This window comes from Pseudomonas sp. B33.4 (assembly GCF_034555375.1).
Classification (GTDB): Bacteria; Pseudomonadota; Gammaproteobacteria; order Pseudomonadales; family Pseudomonadaceae; genus Aquipseudomonas.
In genome coordinates this window covers 440,941-457,056 of the sequence record NZ_CP140706.1, presented here as the reverse complement: position 1 = coordinate 457,056, position 16,116 = coordinate 440,941, and the positions used below count along the sequence as shown (strand labels likewise).

The following is a 16,116-nucleotide window of genomic DNA, read 5'->3' as shown; positions in this document are numbered from 1 at the left end:
CGATCACTCGTGATACTGCGCCGACAGCTCATGCACCGCGCGCAGGAACGCACCGGCGTGCTCCGGATCAACCTCAGGCGTGATGCCATGGCCGAGGTTGAACACGTGACCGCTGCCCTTGCCGTAGCTGGCCAGAATGCGTCCGACTTCAGTGCGGATCGCTTCCGGTTTGGCGTAGAGCACGGTCGGGTCCATGTTGCCTTGCAGGGCAACCTTGTCACCTACACGGGCGCGGGCGTTGCCGATGTCGCAGGTCCAGTCCAGACCCAGTGCGTCAGCGCCAGCCTCGGCGATGCTTTCCAGCCACAGGCCGCCATTTTTGGTAAAGAGGATCACCGGTACTTTGCGACCGTCGTGCTCGCGGATCAGGCCGCTGACGATTTTCTTCATGTAGGCCAGCGAGAACTCCTGATACGCCGCCGCCGACAGGTTGCCGCCCCAGGTATCAAAAATCTGCACGGCTTGCGCGCCGGCCATGATCTGGCCGTTGAGGTACGAGGTCACCGACTGCGCGAGTTTGTCCAGCAGCAGGTGCATGGCTTGCGGGTTGTCGTAGAGCATGGCTTTGGTCTTGCGGAAGTCTTTCGACGAGCCGCCTTCAACCATGTAGGTCGCCAGGGTCCACGGGCTGCCGGAGAAACCGATCAGCGGCACGCGACCGTTGAGCTCGCGACGGATGGTGCTCACCGCGTCCATCACATAGCCGAGGTCTTTGTGCGGATCAGGGATTGGCAGCGCTTCGATATCAGCCATCGTGCTGACGACTTTCTTGAAGCGCGGGCCTTCACCGGTCTCGAAGTACAGGCCTTGGCCCATGGCATCGGGGATGGTGAGGATGTCGGAAAACAGGATCGCCGCGTCCAGTTGTGGATAGCGGTCGAGCGGTTGCATCGTGACTTCGCAGGCGAATTCCGGATTCATGCACAGGCTCATGAAATCACCGGCCTGGGCGCGGCTGGCGCGGTACTCAGGCAGGTAGCGACCGGCCTGACGCATCATCCACACCGGGGTGACGTCTACGGGTTGCTTGAGCAGGGCGCGGAGGAAACGGTCGTTCTTCAGGGCAGTCATGTCGGCATCCGGAAAAAAAGTGCGGGCATTTTCTCAGAGCGCGACGCAAAAGGCACGGATGCAGGTCAGCCTTTTGTCTATCGGGTCAATTTATTGCGTTGGAATGCAGATTTTGCAACACCACAAAACACTGTGGGAGCTGGCTTGCCAGCGATGCAGGCACCTCGTTTTGTCAGATTGACCGAGGTGATGCTATCGCTGGCAAGCCAGCTCCCACAGGAGTTGCGGTGCAGTTTCGAACTGGAGGTCAAACGCCCAGGTAATCGAGGATCCCTTCAGCGGCATTACGGCCTTCGAAGATCGCCGTCACCACCAGGTCGGAACCGCGCACCATGTCGCCACCGGCGAAGATTTTCGGGTTGCTGGTCTGGTGCTTGTACTGACCTTGCTCAGGCGCAACAACGCGGCCCTGGCTGTCGGTCTGGATTTCGAACTGTTCAAACCATGGCGCCGGGCTCGGACGGAAACCGAACGCGATGACCACGGCGTCGGCCGGGATGATCTCTTCGGAACCCGGGATCGGCTCAGGGCTGCGACGGCCACGGGCGTCCGGTTCGCCGAGACGGGTCTCGACCACTTTGACGCCTTCGACCTTGTCTTCACCGACGATAGCGATCGGCTGGCGGTTGTAGAGGAATTTCACGCCTTCTTCCTTGGCGTTCTTCACCTCTTTGCGCGAGCCGGGCATGTTCGCTTCGTCACGACGATAAGCACAGGTCACCGACTTGGCACCCTGACGGATCGACGTGCGGTTGCAGTCCATCGCCGTGTCGCCGCCACCCAGCACCACAACTTTCTTGCCTTTCATGTCGACGAAATCTTCCGGCGACTTTTCAAAGCCCAGATTGCGATTGACGTTGGCGATCAGGAAGTCCAGCGCGTCATAAACGCCCGGCAGATCCTCACCGGCAAAGCCGCCCTTCATGTAGGTGTAGGTGCCCATACCCATGAACACTGCATCGTATTCGGCGAGCAGTTGCTCCATGGTCACGTCTTTGCCGACTTCGGTGTTCAGGCGGAACTCGATGCCCATGCCGGTGAAGACTTCGCGACGATTGCTCAGCACGGTCTTTTCCAGCTTGAACTCGGGGATGCCGAAGGTCAGCAAGCCACCGATTTCCGGGTTCTTGTCGAACACCACCGGGGTCACGCCACCACGCACCAGCACGTCGGCACAACCGAGACCCGCCGGACCTGCACCGATGATCGCGACACGTTTGCCGGTCGGCTTGACCTTGGACATGTCCGGGCGCCAGCCCATGGCGAACGCGGTGTCGGTGATGTACTTCTCGACCGAACCGATGGTCACCGCGCCGAAACCGTCGTTAAGGGTGCAGGCACCCTCGCACAGACGATCCTGCGGGCACACCCGGCCGCAGACTTCCGGCAGGGTGTTGGTCTGGTGCGACAGCTCGGCGGCCTGAAGGATGTTGCCTTCGGCTACCAGCTTCAGCCAGTTGGGAATGAAGTTGTGCACCGGGCACTTCCATTCGCAATACGGGTTGCCGCAACCCAGGCAGCGGTGGGCCTGATCGGCCGACTGCTGGGGTTTGAACGGTTCGTAGATTTCGACGAACTCTTTCTTGCGTTGACGCAACAGTTTCTTCTTCGGATCTTTGCGCCCGACATCGATGAATTGAAAGTCGTTACTGAGACGTTCGGCCATCTTCAAAACCTCTTACACGACAGCTCCAAGCTACAAGCTTCAAGCTGCAAGAAAATCACATTAGTCCGTTACAGCGCGCACTGGCTCCAGCTTGCCGCTTGAAGCCAGTGGCTTGCAGCTGCGCCGTTATTGCGGACTCGCACGAGTACTGGAGAGCAGAGATTTCAAACTCGCCGCCTTCGGTTTGACCAGCCAGAAACGGCGCAGGTAGTCATCGAGGTTTTCGGCGAGTTCACGACCCCACTCGCTGTCGGTTTCCGCGACATACTCGTTCAGCACGTTTTGCAGGTGGCTGCGATAGGCTTCCATCGCCTCGCCGCTGATCCGCTGGATTTCCACCAGTTCGTGGTTGACCCGGTCAACGAAGGTGTTGTCCTGATCGAGCACGTAGGCGAAACCACCGGTCATGCCAGAGCCGAAGTTGTAACCGGTCTTGCCCAGAACGCAGACGAAACCACCGGTCATGTACTCACAGCAGTGATCGCCAGTGCCTTCCACAACCGTGTGGGCACCGGAGTTACGCACGGCGAAACGCTCACCTGCGGTGCCGGCGGCGAACAGCTTGCCGCCCGTCGCGCCGTACAAGCAGGTGTTGCCGATGATGGCGCTTTCCTGAGTCTTATAGACGCTGCCCTTCGGCGGCACGATGGTCAGCTTGCCACCGGTCATGCCTTTGCCGACGTAGTCGTTGGCGTCGCCTTCGAGGTACATGTTCAAACCGCCGGCGTTCCACACACCGAAGCTCTGACCAGCAGTGCCTTTGAAGCGGAAGGTGATCGGCGCTTTCGCCATCCCCTGGTTGCCGTGCTTACGGGCGATTTCGCCGGAGATCCGCGCGCCGATCGAACGGTCGCAGTTGCAGATGTCCAGGTCGAACTCGGCGCCGCTGAGGTCGTTGATTGCCGATGAGGCCATCTCGACCATTTTCTCGGCCAGCAGACCTTTGTCGAACGGCGGGTTGCGCTCAACACCGCAGAACTGTGGCTTGTCCGCAGGGATGTGATCGCTGCCCAACAACGGCGTCAGATCCAGGTGGTTTTGCTTGGCGGTCTGGCCTTCGAGGATTTCCAGCAGATCGGTGCGACCGATCAGCTCTTCGAGGGAGCGCACGCCGAGCTTGGCCAGCCACTCACGGGTTTCTTCGGCGACGTAGGTGAAGAAATTCACCACCATGTCGACGGTACCGATGTAGTGGTCCTTGCGCAGCTTCTCGTTCTGCGTCGCAACGCCGGTGGCGCAGTTGTTCAGGTGGCAGATACGCAGGTATTTGCAGCCCAGCGCGATCATTGGCGCAGTACCGAAGCCGAAGCTTTCGGCGCCAAGGATCGCCGCCTTGATCACGTCGAGGCCGGTTTTCAGGCCGCCGTCGGTCTGCACCCGGACTTTGCCGCGCAGGTCGTTGCCGCGCAGGGTCTGGTGGGTTTCGGCGAGGCCGAGTTCCCACGGTGCGCCGGCGTATTTGATCGAAGTCAGCGGCGAGGCACCGGTGCCACCGTCGTAACCGGAGATGGTGATCAGGTCCGCATAGGCCTTGGCCACACCGGCGGCGATGGTGCCGACGCCCGCTTCTGCTACCAGCTTCACCGAGACCAGCGCCTTCGGGTTGACCTGTTTCAAGTCGAAAATCAGCTGCGACAAGTCTTCGATCGAATAGATGTCGTGGTGCGGCGGCGGCGAAATCAGGGTCACGCCCGGCACTGCGTAACGCAGCTTGGCGATCAGCCCGTTCACTTTACCGCCCGGCAGTTGCCCGCCCTCGCCCGGCTTGGCGCCTTGCGCGACCTTGATCTGCAGCACTTCGGCGTTGACCAGGTATTCCGGAGTCACCCCGAAGCGGCCAGTCGCAACTTGCTTGATTTTCGAGCTCTTGATGGTGCCGTAACGCGCCGGGTCTTCACCGCCTTCGCCGGAGTTGGAACGCGCACCGAGGCGGTTCATGGCTTCGGCCAGGGCTTCGTGAGCTTCCGGCGACAGTGCGCCCAGCGAGATACCGGCAGAGTCGAAGCGCTTGAGCACCGATTCCAGCGGTTCGATTTCACTGATGTCCAGCGGCGTGTCGAGGGTCTTGACCTTGAACAGGTCGCGAATCATCGACACCGGACGGTTGTCCACCAGCGCGGTGTATTCCTTGAACTTGGCGTAGTCGCCCTGCTGCACAGCGGCTTGCAGGGTGTTGACCACGTCCGGGTTGTAGGCGTGATATTCGCCACCGTGGACGAACTTCAGCAGACCGCCCTGCTGGATCGGCTTGCGCGGACTCCAGGCTTCGGTGGCGAGTGCTTTCTGCTCGGCTTCGATGTCGACGAAACGTGCACCCTTGATGCGGCTCGGCACGCCACGGAAGCTCAGGTCGCAAACTTCTTCGGACAGGCCGATGGCTTCGAACAGCTGCGCACCACGGTACGAAGCGATGGTCGAGATACCCATCTTCGAGAGGATCTTCAGCAGACCTTTGGTGATGCCTTTGCGGTAGTTCTTGAACACCTCATAGAGGTCGCCCAGCACTTCACCGGTACGGATCAGGTCGCCCAGCACTTCGTACGCGAGGAACGGATAGACCGCCGAGGCGCCGAAACCGATCAGTACGGCGAAGTGATGCGGGTCACGGGCGGTCGCGGTTTCAACAAGGATGTTGGAATCGCAACGCAGGCCTTTTTCGGTCAGGCGGTGGTGCACGGCACCGGTCGCCAGCGAGGCGTGGATCGGCAGCTTGCCCGGAGCGATATGGCGGTCGCTCAGAACGATCTGGGTGCGACCGGCGCGCACGGCCTCTTCAGCCTGATCGGCAACGTTGCGGATCGCCGCTTCGAGGCCGACGCTTTCGTCGTAGTTGAGGTCGATGATCGCCCGTTCGAAACCCGGACGGTCGAGGTTCATCAGCGAGCGCCACTTGGCCGGGGAAATGACCGGCGAGCTGAGGATCACGCGTGAAGCGTGTTCCGGCGACTCCTGGAAAATGTTGCGCTCGGCACCGAGGCAGATTTCCAGCGACATCACGATCGCTTCACGCAGCGGGTCGATCGGCGGGTTGGTGACCTGCGCGAACTGCTGACGGAAGTAGTCGTACGGCGTGCGCACGCGCTGCGACAGCACGGCCATCGGCGTGTCGTCGCCCATCGAACCAACGGCTTCGTAGCCTTGCTCGCCGAGCGGACGCAGGACCTGATCGCGTTCTTCGAACGTGACCTGATACATCTTCATGTATTGCTTGAGCTGATCGACGTCGTAAAAAGCCGAACCGTGGTCGTTGTCTTCCATGGTCGCCTGGATGCGCAGAGCGTTCTTGCGCAGCCATTGCTTGTACGGATGACGGGATTTCAGACGGTTGTCGATCGCATCGGTGTCGAGGATCTGCCCGGTTTCGGTATCCACGGCGAAGATCTGGCCAGGGCCGACGCGGCCTTTGGCAATCACGTCCTCAGGTTTGTAGTCCCACACGCCGATTTCCGACGCCAGGGTGATGAAACCGTTGGTGGTGGTGACCCAACGCGCCGGGCGCAGACCGTTACGGTCGAGCAGGCACACCGCGTAACGACCGTCAGTCATCACCACGCCAGCCGGGCCGTCCCACGGCTCCATGTGCATCGAGTTGTACTCGTAGAACGCACGCAGATCCGGGTCCATGGTTTCGACGTTCTGCCACGCCGGCGGAATGATCATCCGCACGCCACGGAACAGGTCGATGCCGCCAGTGACCATCAGCTCGAGCATGTTATCCATGCTCGAGGAGTCGGAACCGACACGGTTGACCAGCGGGCCGAGCTCTTCCAAATCCATCAGATCATTGGTGAACTTGGTCCGACGGGCCTGCGCCCAGTTACGGTTACCGGTGATGGTGTTGATCTCGCCGTTGTGGGCGAGGAAGCGGAATGGCTGCGCCAGTGGCCATTTCGGCAGAGTGTTGGTGGAAAAGCGCTGGTGGAACACGCAGATCGCGGTTTGCAGGCGCTCGTCGCTCAGGTCTGGATAGAACGCGGCCAGGTCGGCCGGCATCATCAGGCCTTTATAGATGATGGTCTTGTGCGAAAAGCTGCAGATGTAGTGGTCGGAGTCGACGGCGTTGGCCACCGACGAACGACGACGTGCACTGAACAGCTTCACGGCCATATCCTGATCGCTCAGGCCTTCACCGCCGATGTACACCTGCTCGATCTGTGGCAGGCGCTCAAGGGCCAGGCGGCCGAGGACGCTGGTGTCGATTGGCACTTTGCGCCAGCCGATCAATTGCAGACCTTCAGCGAGGATCTCGCGGTTCATGTTCTCGCGAGCGGCTTCGGCCTTGACCGGATCCTGGTTGAAGAAAACCATGCCCACTGCATATTGCTTGGGCAGTTCGACGCTGAAGGTTTCCTGGGCAATGGCTCGCAGGAACGCGTCAGGCTTCTGAATCAGCAGACCGCAACCGTCACCGGTCTTGCCGTCGGCATTAATCCCACCGCGGTGGGTCATGCAGGTCAGGGCCTCAATGGCCGTTTGCAAAAGGGTATGACTGGGCTCGCCCTGCATATGGGCTATCAGGCCGAAACCGCAGTTATCCTTGAATTCATCTGGTTGGTACAGACCTGCTTTCATAGACACTTTCTCACCAGGCTGCCTCTTTTCGAGGCAAATTTCTTTTCAATTCAACCACTTGCATCCTGCGCCGAACGTACGCCGGCTTAGCAGGGGCAAAAGGGTGGTCATTGTACACAGCGACACAGAGGCTCACAAATTTGACGACGAAATGTCGCAAATTCATGTCGCATTTGTGAAAGGTTTAAAGCGATCTGCTGTGCTAGTCAAAACTTTTTTAATTTTGACCGCAACGACTCAAAGACTACTGTGACGCAGACACCACAAGGCACGCGGTCTGTAGAGACGGCGCGCACTCGTAGAAATTTTGAGGTGCTTGGAGAGGCGGCCTGGGTAAGGCCGCCGAATCTTCAGCGAGTTGTTGCCAGTTCCTGTTGGACGCTGGCCACAGTGCGAGGCCAAGGTTTACCAGCCTGAACCTTCGCTGGCAAGGCCTTGATGGCAGAAACGGCCGCATCACGATTGGCGAAGTTGCCGTAGGTGATCACGTAGAGAGGCTTGCCGTTGAGGACTTTCTTGAAATAACGGTACTCGCCACCCTGCTCCTTGACGAAGTTTTGCGCGGCAGTTTCGGAGCTGGTGCCGAGGATCTGCACCACGTAGTTGCCGGTCGGTTGACCCGCGTACCAGCTGCCACCGGCGGCTTTGGCGACGGCAACAGGCTTCTCGGCCGGTTTGGCCGCAGCCACAGGCTTGGCCGGTGCTGGAGCCGGTTTGGCCACTGGCGCTGCCGGTGCAGGCTTGGCGGTAGCCACTTGCGTCGGCGCCGGAGTCGGCTTGGCCGCTGGCAACGGAACCGGTGTCGGCGCAGGGCCGGCCGGAACGCCCGCAGGCGGCGCGGAAGTGGTAACGGTCGGCGGGGTGTCGCTGGAACCTTCCAGCGGCACGCCATCGTCGCCTTCGGTAATGCCACCGGCCGCTTCGGCCAAAGGACCGCGCATCACCGGTTGCGAGTTGCCGACCAGCGGCAACGGCATCGGCTGCGTATTACCGGCGAACTCAACGTTCGGCGCGCCGCCATTGGCTGCGCCCTGACCCAATGGCAACTGTGCCTGTTCATTGGCCGGTGCACCGGTGGTCGGCGCCTTGTTGCGACCCGGCATCAGCCAGGCGGCAGCGACCGCGACCACAACGACGGCGGAAATCGCCAATACGTGTTTCTTCGGCATGTTGAACCCCATACTTGGACGCTTGACCGCAGAGCGGCTGGCAATCATGACTTCGATCAGAGCATCGCGAGCGACCTGGTTGATGTTGCCCGGCCAACCCTCGGCGCTTTCGTGAATATCAGAGATCTGATCTGCGGTGAAAAGTTCGACGCCCCGGCCTGCGCCTTCAAGCCGCTGGTCGAGATATTCGCGGGTCTCTTCTTCGGTGTACGGCTGCAATTCGATGACGTGGAAACGCTCTTCCTCGAGGTGCAAGGCCTCAAGCTGCGCGATCAGCGATGACTCGCCGAACAGGAACACATGCGGGCGACCTTCCGGTGCGCCGGCGCCCAGCGCCATCAACGCTTCGAGGGCAGATTCGTCGAGCTGCTCGGCGTCATCCACCAGCAAATAGACTTCCTGACCGGTCAGCGCGAGTTGCACCACCTGATCGAGAATCGCGCCCACTTCGGCCTGAGCAACGTTCAGCGCCTGAGCGACCTGACGCAGCACACCGGCGGCATCGCCGGCGCCACGGGCGGAAACCACCACGCTCTGCACCGACTGCTTGTTGGTGCTGGCGACCAGCGCCTGACGCAGCAACGTTTTGCCGCTGCCCTGCGGTCCAGTGACTACCAGCAGCAACTGGCTATAACGCGCCAGATGATGCAGTTGACCCAGCACCGGTTTGCGCTGGGCCGGAAAGAATTTGAAGCCCGGCACGCGCGGCGCGAACGGGTCGTGACTTAACTGGAAATGGCCGAGGAACGCCTCGTCGGCATGCAAACTAGTCATCGGAATCTTATTAACCTTTAAGCTGAGCCAGGGCGCGGTAATCCGCTCCCAGCGTGGCCTGTAGAACCTCTTTCGGATAATCGGCGGTCACTACCGCTTCGCCCATCCGGCGCAGCAGCACCAGGCGCAGACGACCGTCGATCACTTTTTTGTCGATTGCCATGTGTTGAAGAAAATCGGCTTCGGTCATTTCCGTCGGTGGCACCACCGGCAGACCGGCGCGCTGGAACAGACGAATTCCGCGATCACGCTCAGCGTCACTGATCCAGCCCAGACGGGCGGACATTTCCAGCGCCATCACCGTGCCAGCGGCGACCGCTTCCCCGTGCAACCAGACACCATAGCCCATGTGGGTCTCGATGGCGTGACCGAAGGTGTGGCCGAGGTTGAGCGTGGCGCGTACGCCGGTTTCTTTCTCATCGGCACCCACAACCGCAGCCTTGGCTGCGCAGGAGCGCTCGATGGCGTAAGTCAGGGCTTTCTGATCCAGCGCACGCAGGGCATCGACGTTGACTTCGAGCCAGGTCAGGAACGGCTCATCGCAGATCAGACCGTATTTGATGACCTCCGCCAAGCCCGCCGACAGCTCGCGCTCTGGCAGGGTTTTCAGGGACGCCGTATCGATCAGCACCACGTTCGGTTGATAGAACGCGCCGACCATGTTCTTGCCCAGCGAATGGTTGATGCCGGTCTTGCCGCCCACGGACGAATCGACCTGGGACAGCAATGTCGTAGGGATCTGGATGAAGTCGACGCCGCGCTGGTAACAGGCAGCGGCGAAACCGGCCATGTCGCCGATCACACCGCCGCCGAGGGCGACCACGGTGGTGCGGCGGTCATGACGGGCGGTCAGCAGACCGTCGAAGATCAGTTGCAGGGTTTCCCAGTTCTTGAAGGCTTCGCCGTCCGGCAACACCACCGATATTACCGAGAACTGCGCCAGGCTGCGGGTCAGACGTTCGAGATAGAGCGGCGCAACGGTCTCGTTGGAGATGATTGCCACCTGCCGCCCATGGATATGCGGAGCCAGCAACTCAGGCTGATCCAACAAACCTTCGCCAATATGAATCGGGTAGCTGCGCTCGCCTAGATCGACCTTGAGTGTCTGCATGTGTCCCCACAGTGAAGATGGAAGCAGGCGTCCTGCCCTGAATTATTGGTTATCTGCGGCCTATAGCGGGTATGACGCCGCTCGCACGCCATCCGCCACAACCTCGACGGGCTGTGACAGGACGCCGAGGATAGCGCATTTCGAGCGATGCTTTAACGGGGAGGTAACTGCGCCAGACGATCGAGAATGTCGAGTACGACCATGCGTGGCGGCCGTTCGTCGGTTTCTACCACCAGATCGGCGATTTCCCGATAGAGCGGATCACGAATCGCCAGCAGGTCGCGCAGGGTTTTCTCCGGATTGGCGGTGCGCAGCAACGGTCGATTACGGTCGCGCGATGTGCGTCCGACCTGCTGCTCAACGGAGGCGTGCAGATACACCACTCGCCCACCCTCATGCAGGGCCTTGCGATTGGCATCGCGCATGACTGCACCACCGCCGGTCGCCAACACCACGCCATCGAACGCGCACAGCTCGGCGATCATCGCCTGCTCACGGTCACGAAAGCCGGGTTCGCCTTCCTTGTCGAAGATCCACGGGATATTGGCGCCCGTGCGCAGTTCAATTTCCTTGTCGGAATCTTTGAACGGCAGGCGCAACTCTTTGGCCAGCAACCGGCCGATGGTGCTTTTGCCAGCGCCCATCGGTCCTACAAGAATCAAATTTCGCACAGAATCAACGACTCACAGCAATCGCCTGGTTATTCATGATACGTGGTGTGAGAAATACCAGCAGCTCGGATTTTTTCTCCGAAACCACATCACGCCGGAAAAGGCGGCCAAGATACGGCACATCGCCAAGAAATGGCACCTTATCTACGACCTTGCTTTGAGTATTTGAGAAAACGCCCCCAATCACGATGGTTTCGCCGTCGTTGACCAGCACCTTGGCGTTGACCTCGTTTTTCTTGATCGGCGGTACATCCTGCACTTTGTTCAGGTAATCCGGTTCGTCCTTGGTGACCTTGACCTCCATGATGATGCGATTGTCGGGGGTGATCTGCGGCGTGACTTCCAGCGACAGCGAGGCCTCCTTGAACGACACCGACGTGGCGCCGCTGGAGCTGGCTTCCTGATACGGAATCTCGGTGCCTTTGAGGATTTTCGCGGTTTCCTTGTCCGAGGTGACGACCTTGGGCTGCGAAACGATTTCACCGTTGCCGGTTTTCTCCATGGCCGTCAGCTCAAGATCGAGCAAGACGTTGTCGGTGATGAACGCGATGCCGATCCCTGAAGTATTGTTGACGGTGCCCATGTCGACGAACGGCGAGTTGGTACTGGTGCTGCCAGGAGTACCAATGGTGCTCGACGAACCGTTGACCCCGGAGGCGTTCCAATTGCCCTTGTTCTGGATCGAACCGCCCCAGCGCACGCCCAGGCTTTTGTCGTAATCGACGTTAGCCTCGACGATCCGCGCCTCGATCATCACCTGACGCACCGGTATATCCAGCTGTGCCACGATCCGCCGCAGTTCGTCGAGACGATCCTGAGTCTGATAGGCAATGATGTTGTTGGTCCGCTCATCGACGGTGATCGAGCCACGCTCGTCGATTTTAGCCTCGGCACTGGTCACCGACTGGAACAGCTTGGCGATGTCCGCTGCCTTGGCGTAGTTCACCTGCAAAAGTTCGCGACGCAGTGGTGCCAGTTCGGCAATCTGCTTCTGCGACTCCAGTTCCTGGCGCTCGCGGGCAGCGATTTCATCGGCCGGAGCAACCAGCAGCACATTGCCGATCTTGCGTTTATCCAGGCCCTTGGTTTTCAGCACCAGATCCAGCGCCTGATCCCACGGCACGTTCTGCAGGCGCAAGGTGATACCACCTTGCACCGTGTCGCTGGCGACAAGGTTGAGGTTGGTGAAGTCGGCGATCAGTTGCAGCACTGAACGCACATCAATGTCCTGAAAATTCAGCGAGAGTTTTTCGCCGACGTACGCCTGACGGTCAGCGTTACGCTTTTGCAGATCATCGACGGTCATCGGACGGATGCTGACCGTCAGCTTGTTGTCGGTCTGAAAGGTGGAGTACTCGTAAGTCCCGCCGGGTTCGACGCTGATGACCGTGCGATCACCGCTCACAGCCGCGTTGACGAACTGCACCGGGGTGGCGAAATCCTTGACGTCGAGGCGTACCCGTAGCTTTTCCGGGAGTTGTGTGCGGGCAAAGCTGAGGATGATCTTGCCGTCATGCTCCTGGATATCCGGAGCGATGGTCGGGTCGGAGAGATCGATGACCACGTTGCCCTCACCTGCCGTACCCCGCTGGAAATCCACGCCGCGAATGGCCCGGCTTTTCGGCACAAAGGCCTTGGCCGGTGCCGTAGCCGCTACCGCAGCGCGTGGTGTAACGGCTGCAGCTCTCGGCGCCGCCGCCGGCGCGCCCTGCCCAACCACCACGAACAGATTGTTGCCCGCGACCCGCGTGTTGTAAGGCGCCAGTTGCGTCAGACTGACGATCAGCCGCGTGCGGTCCTTGGCTTCGACTACCGTGGCGGTGCGTGCATTGCCGCTGCCCAGATCAAGGTTCTTGCTGGCCAATTGACTGACGACACCGGGCAAATCGAGGGCGATGCGTGCCGGTGATTCGGTGGTGTAGCCCTTGGGCTGTGGCGGTGGGCCGTCGAACGACAGCTTCAGCTCGACGCGATCACCCGGCAACGCCGCCACATCCAGCGTCTTCAGATTGGCCGCGAGTACCATCGGCGACATCAGCGCTATCCATAGCGAAAAACCGAGGGTGGAGAAAATCCTGTTCATTGTTCGACTTCCACTATGAGTGCTCTTTCAAAGGAATGGTGCGCGGACGCTCCAGCCAGGCGCCTTCGCCGTCGGGGACGATTTCGACGACATCGACCTGGGTGGCGCTGATGGCGACGATGCGACCGTCATTGCGCCCCAGGTAATCGCCGACTTTCAGCCGATGCACCCCGCCCGCCCCGCGCAACAGCGCAAAGGAGCCGGAAACATTGGAGATCGTGCCGACCATCTCGAACTGCTCGATGTTGAAACCTTCGAGGTATTGCTTGACCCGGTTGGGGTCCGGTTTGACGTTGCGCGAGCCATGTTTCTGCCCGGCCAGATCGACGCGCACCTGGCGCGAGAACGGACTGCGCAGATTGGCAGCGCTGTACGTGAATGTGGGGTAAGACCGGAATGTCGGGGTTGGTTCAATCCTGCCCGCCGGGCGCAGGCGCACTTCGTTCATGTAAGCGTCGAGATCGCTGAAGTCATCACTGCCACCACAACCGTTCAACGCGAGCAGCGTCATCGCCAACGCGATGTAACGAACCGGGCTCATTTCTGCAGCCCCTTGTCGTTATAGCGGTAGGTCTTGGCAAGGATGCTCATGCGCAGCTTCGGCCCGCCGTCTTTATTGGCCGGTGCGAGTTCGAAATCATGCAGGGTAACGATGCGCGGTAGCCCGGCCACGCCACTGACGAACGTGGCGAGGTCGTGGTAAGCACCGGTGACAGTAATCTGAATCGGCAACTCGATGTAAAACTGCTGGGTGACTTCCGGCAGCAGTTTGATCTCTTCAAACTCCAGGCCGCTGCCCAGCCCCGTGCGAGTGATGTCTTCCAGCAAGCCCGGCACTTCGGTGTCACTGGGCAATTGCCGCAGCAATACGCCGAAGGTATTTTCCATCTCCTTCATTTGCTGGGTGTACAGCTCAAGATTGGCTGACAGGCGCGCCTTGCTGGCAAATTGTTCCTTGAGCGTAGCCTCCTCTTCGCGCTTGGCATCCAGCTGGTTTTCCAGATCACTGATGAAAAAGTTATAGCCAAGCGCCAACACCAGCACCATCAACAGCGCCCCGGCGATGGCTTTCACTGCCCCCGGCCACGAGCCGATGTTGCTGGTATCGAGGTCGTTGAAATCGATGTCGCGCAAGCTTTCCAGCCATTCGGACGGCTTCATTGCTCGTCCTCCACGGTTCGGGGCTGGGTTTGCCGTACCGTCAGCTCAAAGGTATTGGCCTGATCCACCTGGCCCTCGGTCGTCGCCTTCACCTCGTTGAGGCCCGGCGCGTCGAACCAGTCGGAGGCGTCCAGATTGCGCATCAACTCGGAAATCCGGTTGTTCGATTCAGCGGCACCGCTGATCGACAGGGTTTTGCCGGCCATCTTCACATCGGTGAAATACGCCCCGTCAGGTAGCGTGCGTGCCAATTGATCGAAGATTCGTCCGCTGATCTGCCGGTTGCCTTGCAGATCCTGGATGATGCGCATGCGTTCGACCAGCTGCTGGCGACGCGCCTTGAGATCGCTGATCTGTTTGATCCGTTCGTCGACCACGGCAATCTGCTTGCCGATGTAATCATTGCGCGCCACTTGTCGTGCAATGGCGGTGCTGATGACCTGATCGGCAATCAACACCGCACCGACCGAGCCGACGACGACACCGATCAAGGCCAGCAGGAAGCGTTTGCGCCGTTCTTCGCGGCGCTCTTCACGCCAGGGCAGGAGGTTGATCCGCGCCATCAGTCGAAACTCCTGAGCGCGAGCCCGCAGGCGATCATCAGGGCCGGCGCGTCGCTGGCCAGCGCTCCGGCATTGACCTTGCTGCTCAAGGCCATATTGGAAAACGGATTGGCCACTTGCGTCGGCGTCTTCAGGCGCTGCTCGATCAGCCGGTCCAGCCCCGGCACTGAGGCCGTACCGCCGGCCAGCAGAATGTGGTCGACCGCGTTGTATTGCCCGGAGGCGAAGAAAAACTGCAACGAGCGCGACACTTGCTGTACCAGCGCTTCACGAAACGGCTGCAAGACCTCGCTGATGTAATCATCGGGCAGACCGCCCTGCTTTTTCGCCAGCCCCGCCTGCTCGATGGTCAGGCCATAACGACGCTGGATTTCCTCAGTCAGTTGCCGACCACCGAACAATTGCTCGCGGGTGTAGATGATCTTGCCGTTGTGCAGAACGCTGAGGGTGGTCATGGTCGCGCCGATGTCGACCACCGCAACCGTCAGGCGTTCCTGCGAGGCGGCCAGTTGCGTGGCGAGCAGCCCGAAAGATCGTTCCAGCGCGTAGGCTTCGACATCGACGACCCGCGCGGTCAGCCCGGCGAGTGCCAGCGCCGCTTCACGGACTTCGACGTTTTCCTTGCGACAGGCGGCCAGCAGCACGTTGACCCGTTCTGGGTTACGCGGCGAAACACCCTGGACTTCGAAGTCGATGGCGACTTCGTCCAGCGGATAAGGGATGTATTGATCAGCTTCGATCTTGAGCTGGTTTTCCAGTTCGTCGTCGGAAAGTCCGGCGTCCATTTCGATGATTTTGGTAATCACCGCCGAACCGGCCACTGCAACTGCCACGCCCTTGAGCCCGGTGCGCGCCTTGACCAGCACCCGGCTCAGGGCCTGGCCAACGCCTTCGAGTTCGGCGATGTTTTTCTCGACCACGGCGTTGGCCGGCAATGGCTCGACCGCATACGCCTCGACCCGGTAGCGATCACCCTGACGGCTCAGTTCCAGCAGCTTCACCGAGGTGGAGCTGATGTCGATCCCCAGTAACGTATTGGTCTTTTTATTGAAGAGTCCCAGCACTACCAATTCCCTATGACTTTCCGTGAGTTACGGACTCTGTAATACGCATTGCGTTCCTTCACCCCGTCTTGACAGAAGCGCAAATGACGCCCCCAGCAGAAAAGTGCTTATAATGCCCAGCGTTTTTTTCCGCTTTTTACTGCAAGCGCGGACGGTTCTGTGTGTAACCGGAACCCCGTCGCCAAATTCATTCTTTGCCCTGGATGTCCAA

Annotated in this window: 11 protein-coding genes; all 11 read right to left on the bottom strand. The window is 60.1% G+C overall.

Translation table 11 applies throughout. The features are described from left to right. Nucleotides 1–3 precede the first annotated feature (3 nt). A complete protein-coding gene (gene hemE, locus U6037_RS02020) occupies nt 4–1,071 on the bottom strand; it encodes a uroporphyrinogen decarboxylase (RefSeq protein ID WP_322845625.1) in 1,068 nt (355 codons plus the stop codon). A 247-nt stretch (nt 1,072–1,318) separates the two neighbouring features. Next, nucleotides 1,319–2,737, bottom strand: a complete 1,419-nt coding sequence (locus U6037_RS02015) for an FAD-dependent oxidoreductase (RefSeq protein WP_039757038.1) — start codon at nt 2,735–2,737, stop codon at nt 1,319–1,321. A 126-nt stretch (nt 2,738–2,863) separates the two neighbouring features. Next, nucleotides 2,864–7,309 carry a glutamate synthase large subunit gene (gene gltB / locus U6037_RS02010; protein WP_322845624.1) on the bottom strand — a complete coding sequence of 1,482 codons (4,446 nt, stop codon included), beginning with the start codon at nt 7,307–7,309 and terminating at the stop codon, nt 2,864–2,866. Nucleotides 7,310–7,659: 350 nt separating this feature from the next. Continuing rightward, nucleotides 7,660–9,252 (bottom strand): AAA family ATPase, encoded by a 1,593-nt coding sequence (locus tag U6037_RS02005; RefSeq protein ID WP_322845623.1) that lies wholly within the window; start codon nt 9,250–9,252, stop codon nt 7,660–7,662. A gap of 10 nt (nt 9,253–9,262) precedes the next feature. Then, complete coding sequence (aroB, locus tag U6037_RS02000) at nt 9,263–10,363, bottom strand: 3-dehydroquinate synthase (RefSeq protein ID WP_322845622.1); 1,101 nt, start codon at nt 10,361–10,363, stop codon at nt 9,263–9,265. A gap of 152 nt (nt 10,364–10,515) precedes the next feature. After that, the gene (gene aroK, locus U6037_RS01995; protein ID WP_011332081.1) at nt 10,516–11,034 is read right to left on the bottom strand and encodes a shikimate kinase AroK; all 519 of its coding nucleotides are present in this window, start codon (nt 11,032–11,034) and stop codon (nt 10,516–10,518) included. A 4-nt stretch (nt 11,035–11,038) separates the two neighbouring features. Beyond that, a complete protein-coding gene (gene pilQ, locus U6037_RS01990) occupies nt 11,039–13,117 on the bottom strand; it encodes a type IV pilus secretin PilQ (protein ID WP_322845621.1) in 2,079 nt (692 codons plus the stop codon). 13 nt (nt 13,118–13,130) lie between these two features. Next, the gene (locus U6037_RS01985; RefSeq protein WP_150776183.1) at nt 13,131–13,658 is read right to left on the bottom strand and encodes a pilus assembly protein PilP; all 528 of its coding nucleotides are present in this window, start codon (nt 13,656–13,658) and stop codon (nt 13,131–13,133) included. Then, complete coding sequence (gene pilO / locus U6037_RS01980) at nt 13,655–14,278, bottom strand: type 4a pilus biogenesis protein PilO (protein ID WP_127925528.1); 624 nt, start codon at nt 14,276–14,278, stop codon at nt 13,655–13,657. The genes U6037_RS01985 and pilO overlap by 4 nt, the downstream gene beginning before the upstream one ends. Then, nucleotides 14,275–14,841 carry a PilN domain-containing protein gene (locus tag U6037_RS01975; RefSeq protein ID WP_322845620.1) on the bottom strand — a complete coding sequence of 189 codons (567 nt, stop codon included), beginning with the start codon at nt 14,839–14,841 and terminating at the stop codon, nt 14,275–14,277. Before U6037_RS01975 ends, pilO begins: the two co-directional genes overlap by 4 nt. Then, complete coding sequence (locus tag U6037_RS01970; RefSeq protein WP_322845619.1) at nt 14,841–15,905, bottom strand: pilus assembly protein PilM; 1,065 nt, start codon at nt 15,903–15,905, stop codon at nt 14,841–14,843. Before U6037_RS01970 ends, U6037_RS01975 begins: the two co-directional genes overlap by 1 nt. Nucleotides 15,906–16,116: the final 211 nt, after the last annotated feature.

Coding starts and splice junctions, on each gene's coding strand:
- hemE (WP_322845625.1), bottom strand. CDS start 1,071: ATGACTGCCCTGAAGAACGACCGTTTCCTCCGCGCCCTGCTCAAGCAA.
- U6037_RS02015 (WP_039757038.1), bottom strand. CDS start 2,737: ATGGCCGAACGTCTCAGTAACGACTTTCAATTCATCGATGTCGGGCGC.
- gltB (WP_322845624.1), bottom strand. CDS start 7,309: ATGAAAGCAGGTCTGTACCAACCAGATGAATTCAAGGATAACTGCGGT.
- U6037_RS02005 (WP_322845623.1), bottom strand. CDS start 9,252: ATGACTAGTTTGCATGCCGACGAGGCGTTCCTCGGCCATTTCCAGTTA.
- aroB (WP_322845622.1), bottom strand. CDS start 10,363: ATGCAGACACTCAAGGTCGATCTAGGCGAGCGCAGCTACCCGATTCAT.
- pilQ (WP_322845621.1), bottom strand. CDS start 13,117: ATGAACAGGATTTTCTCCACCCTCGGTTTTTCGCTATGGATAGCGCTG.
- U6037_RS01985 (WP_150776183.1), bottom strand. CDS start 13,658: ATGAGCCCGGTTCGTTACATCGCGTTGGCGATGACGCTGCTCGCGTTG.
- pilO (WP_127925528.1), bottom strand. CDS start 14,278: ATGAAGCCGTCCGAATGGCTGGAAAGCTTGCGCGACATCGATTTCAAC.
- U6037_RS01975 (WP_322845620.1), bottom strand. CDS start 14,841: ATGGCGCGGATCAACCTCCTGCCCTGGCGTGAAGAGCGCCGCGAAGAA.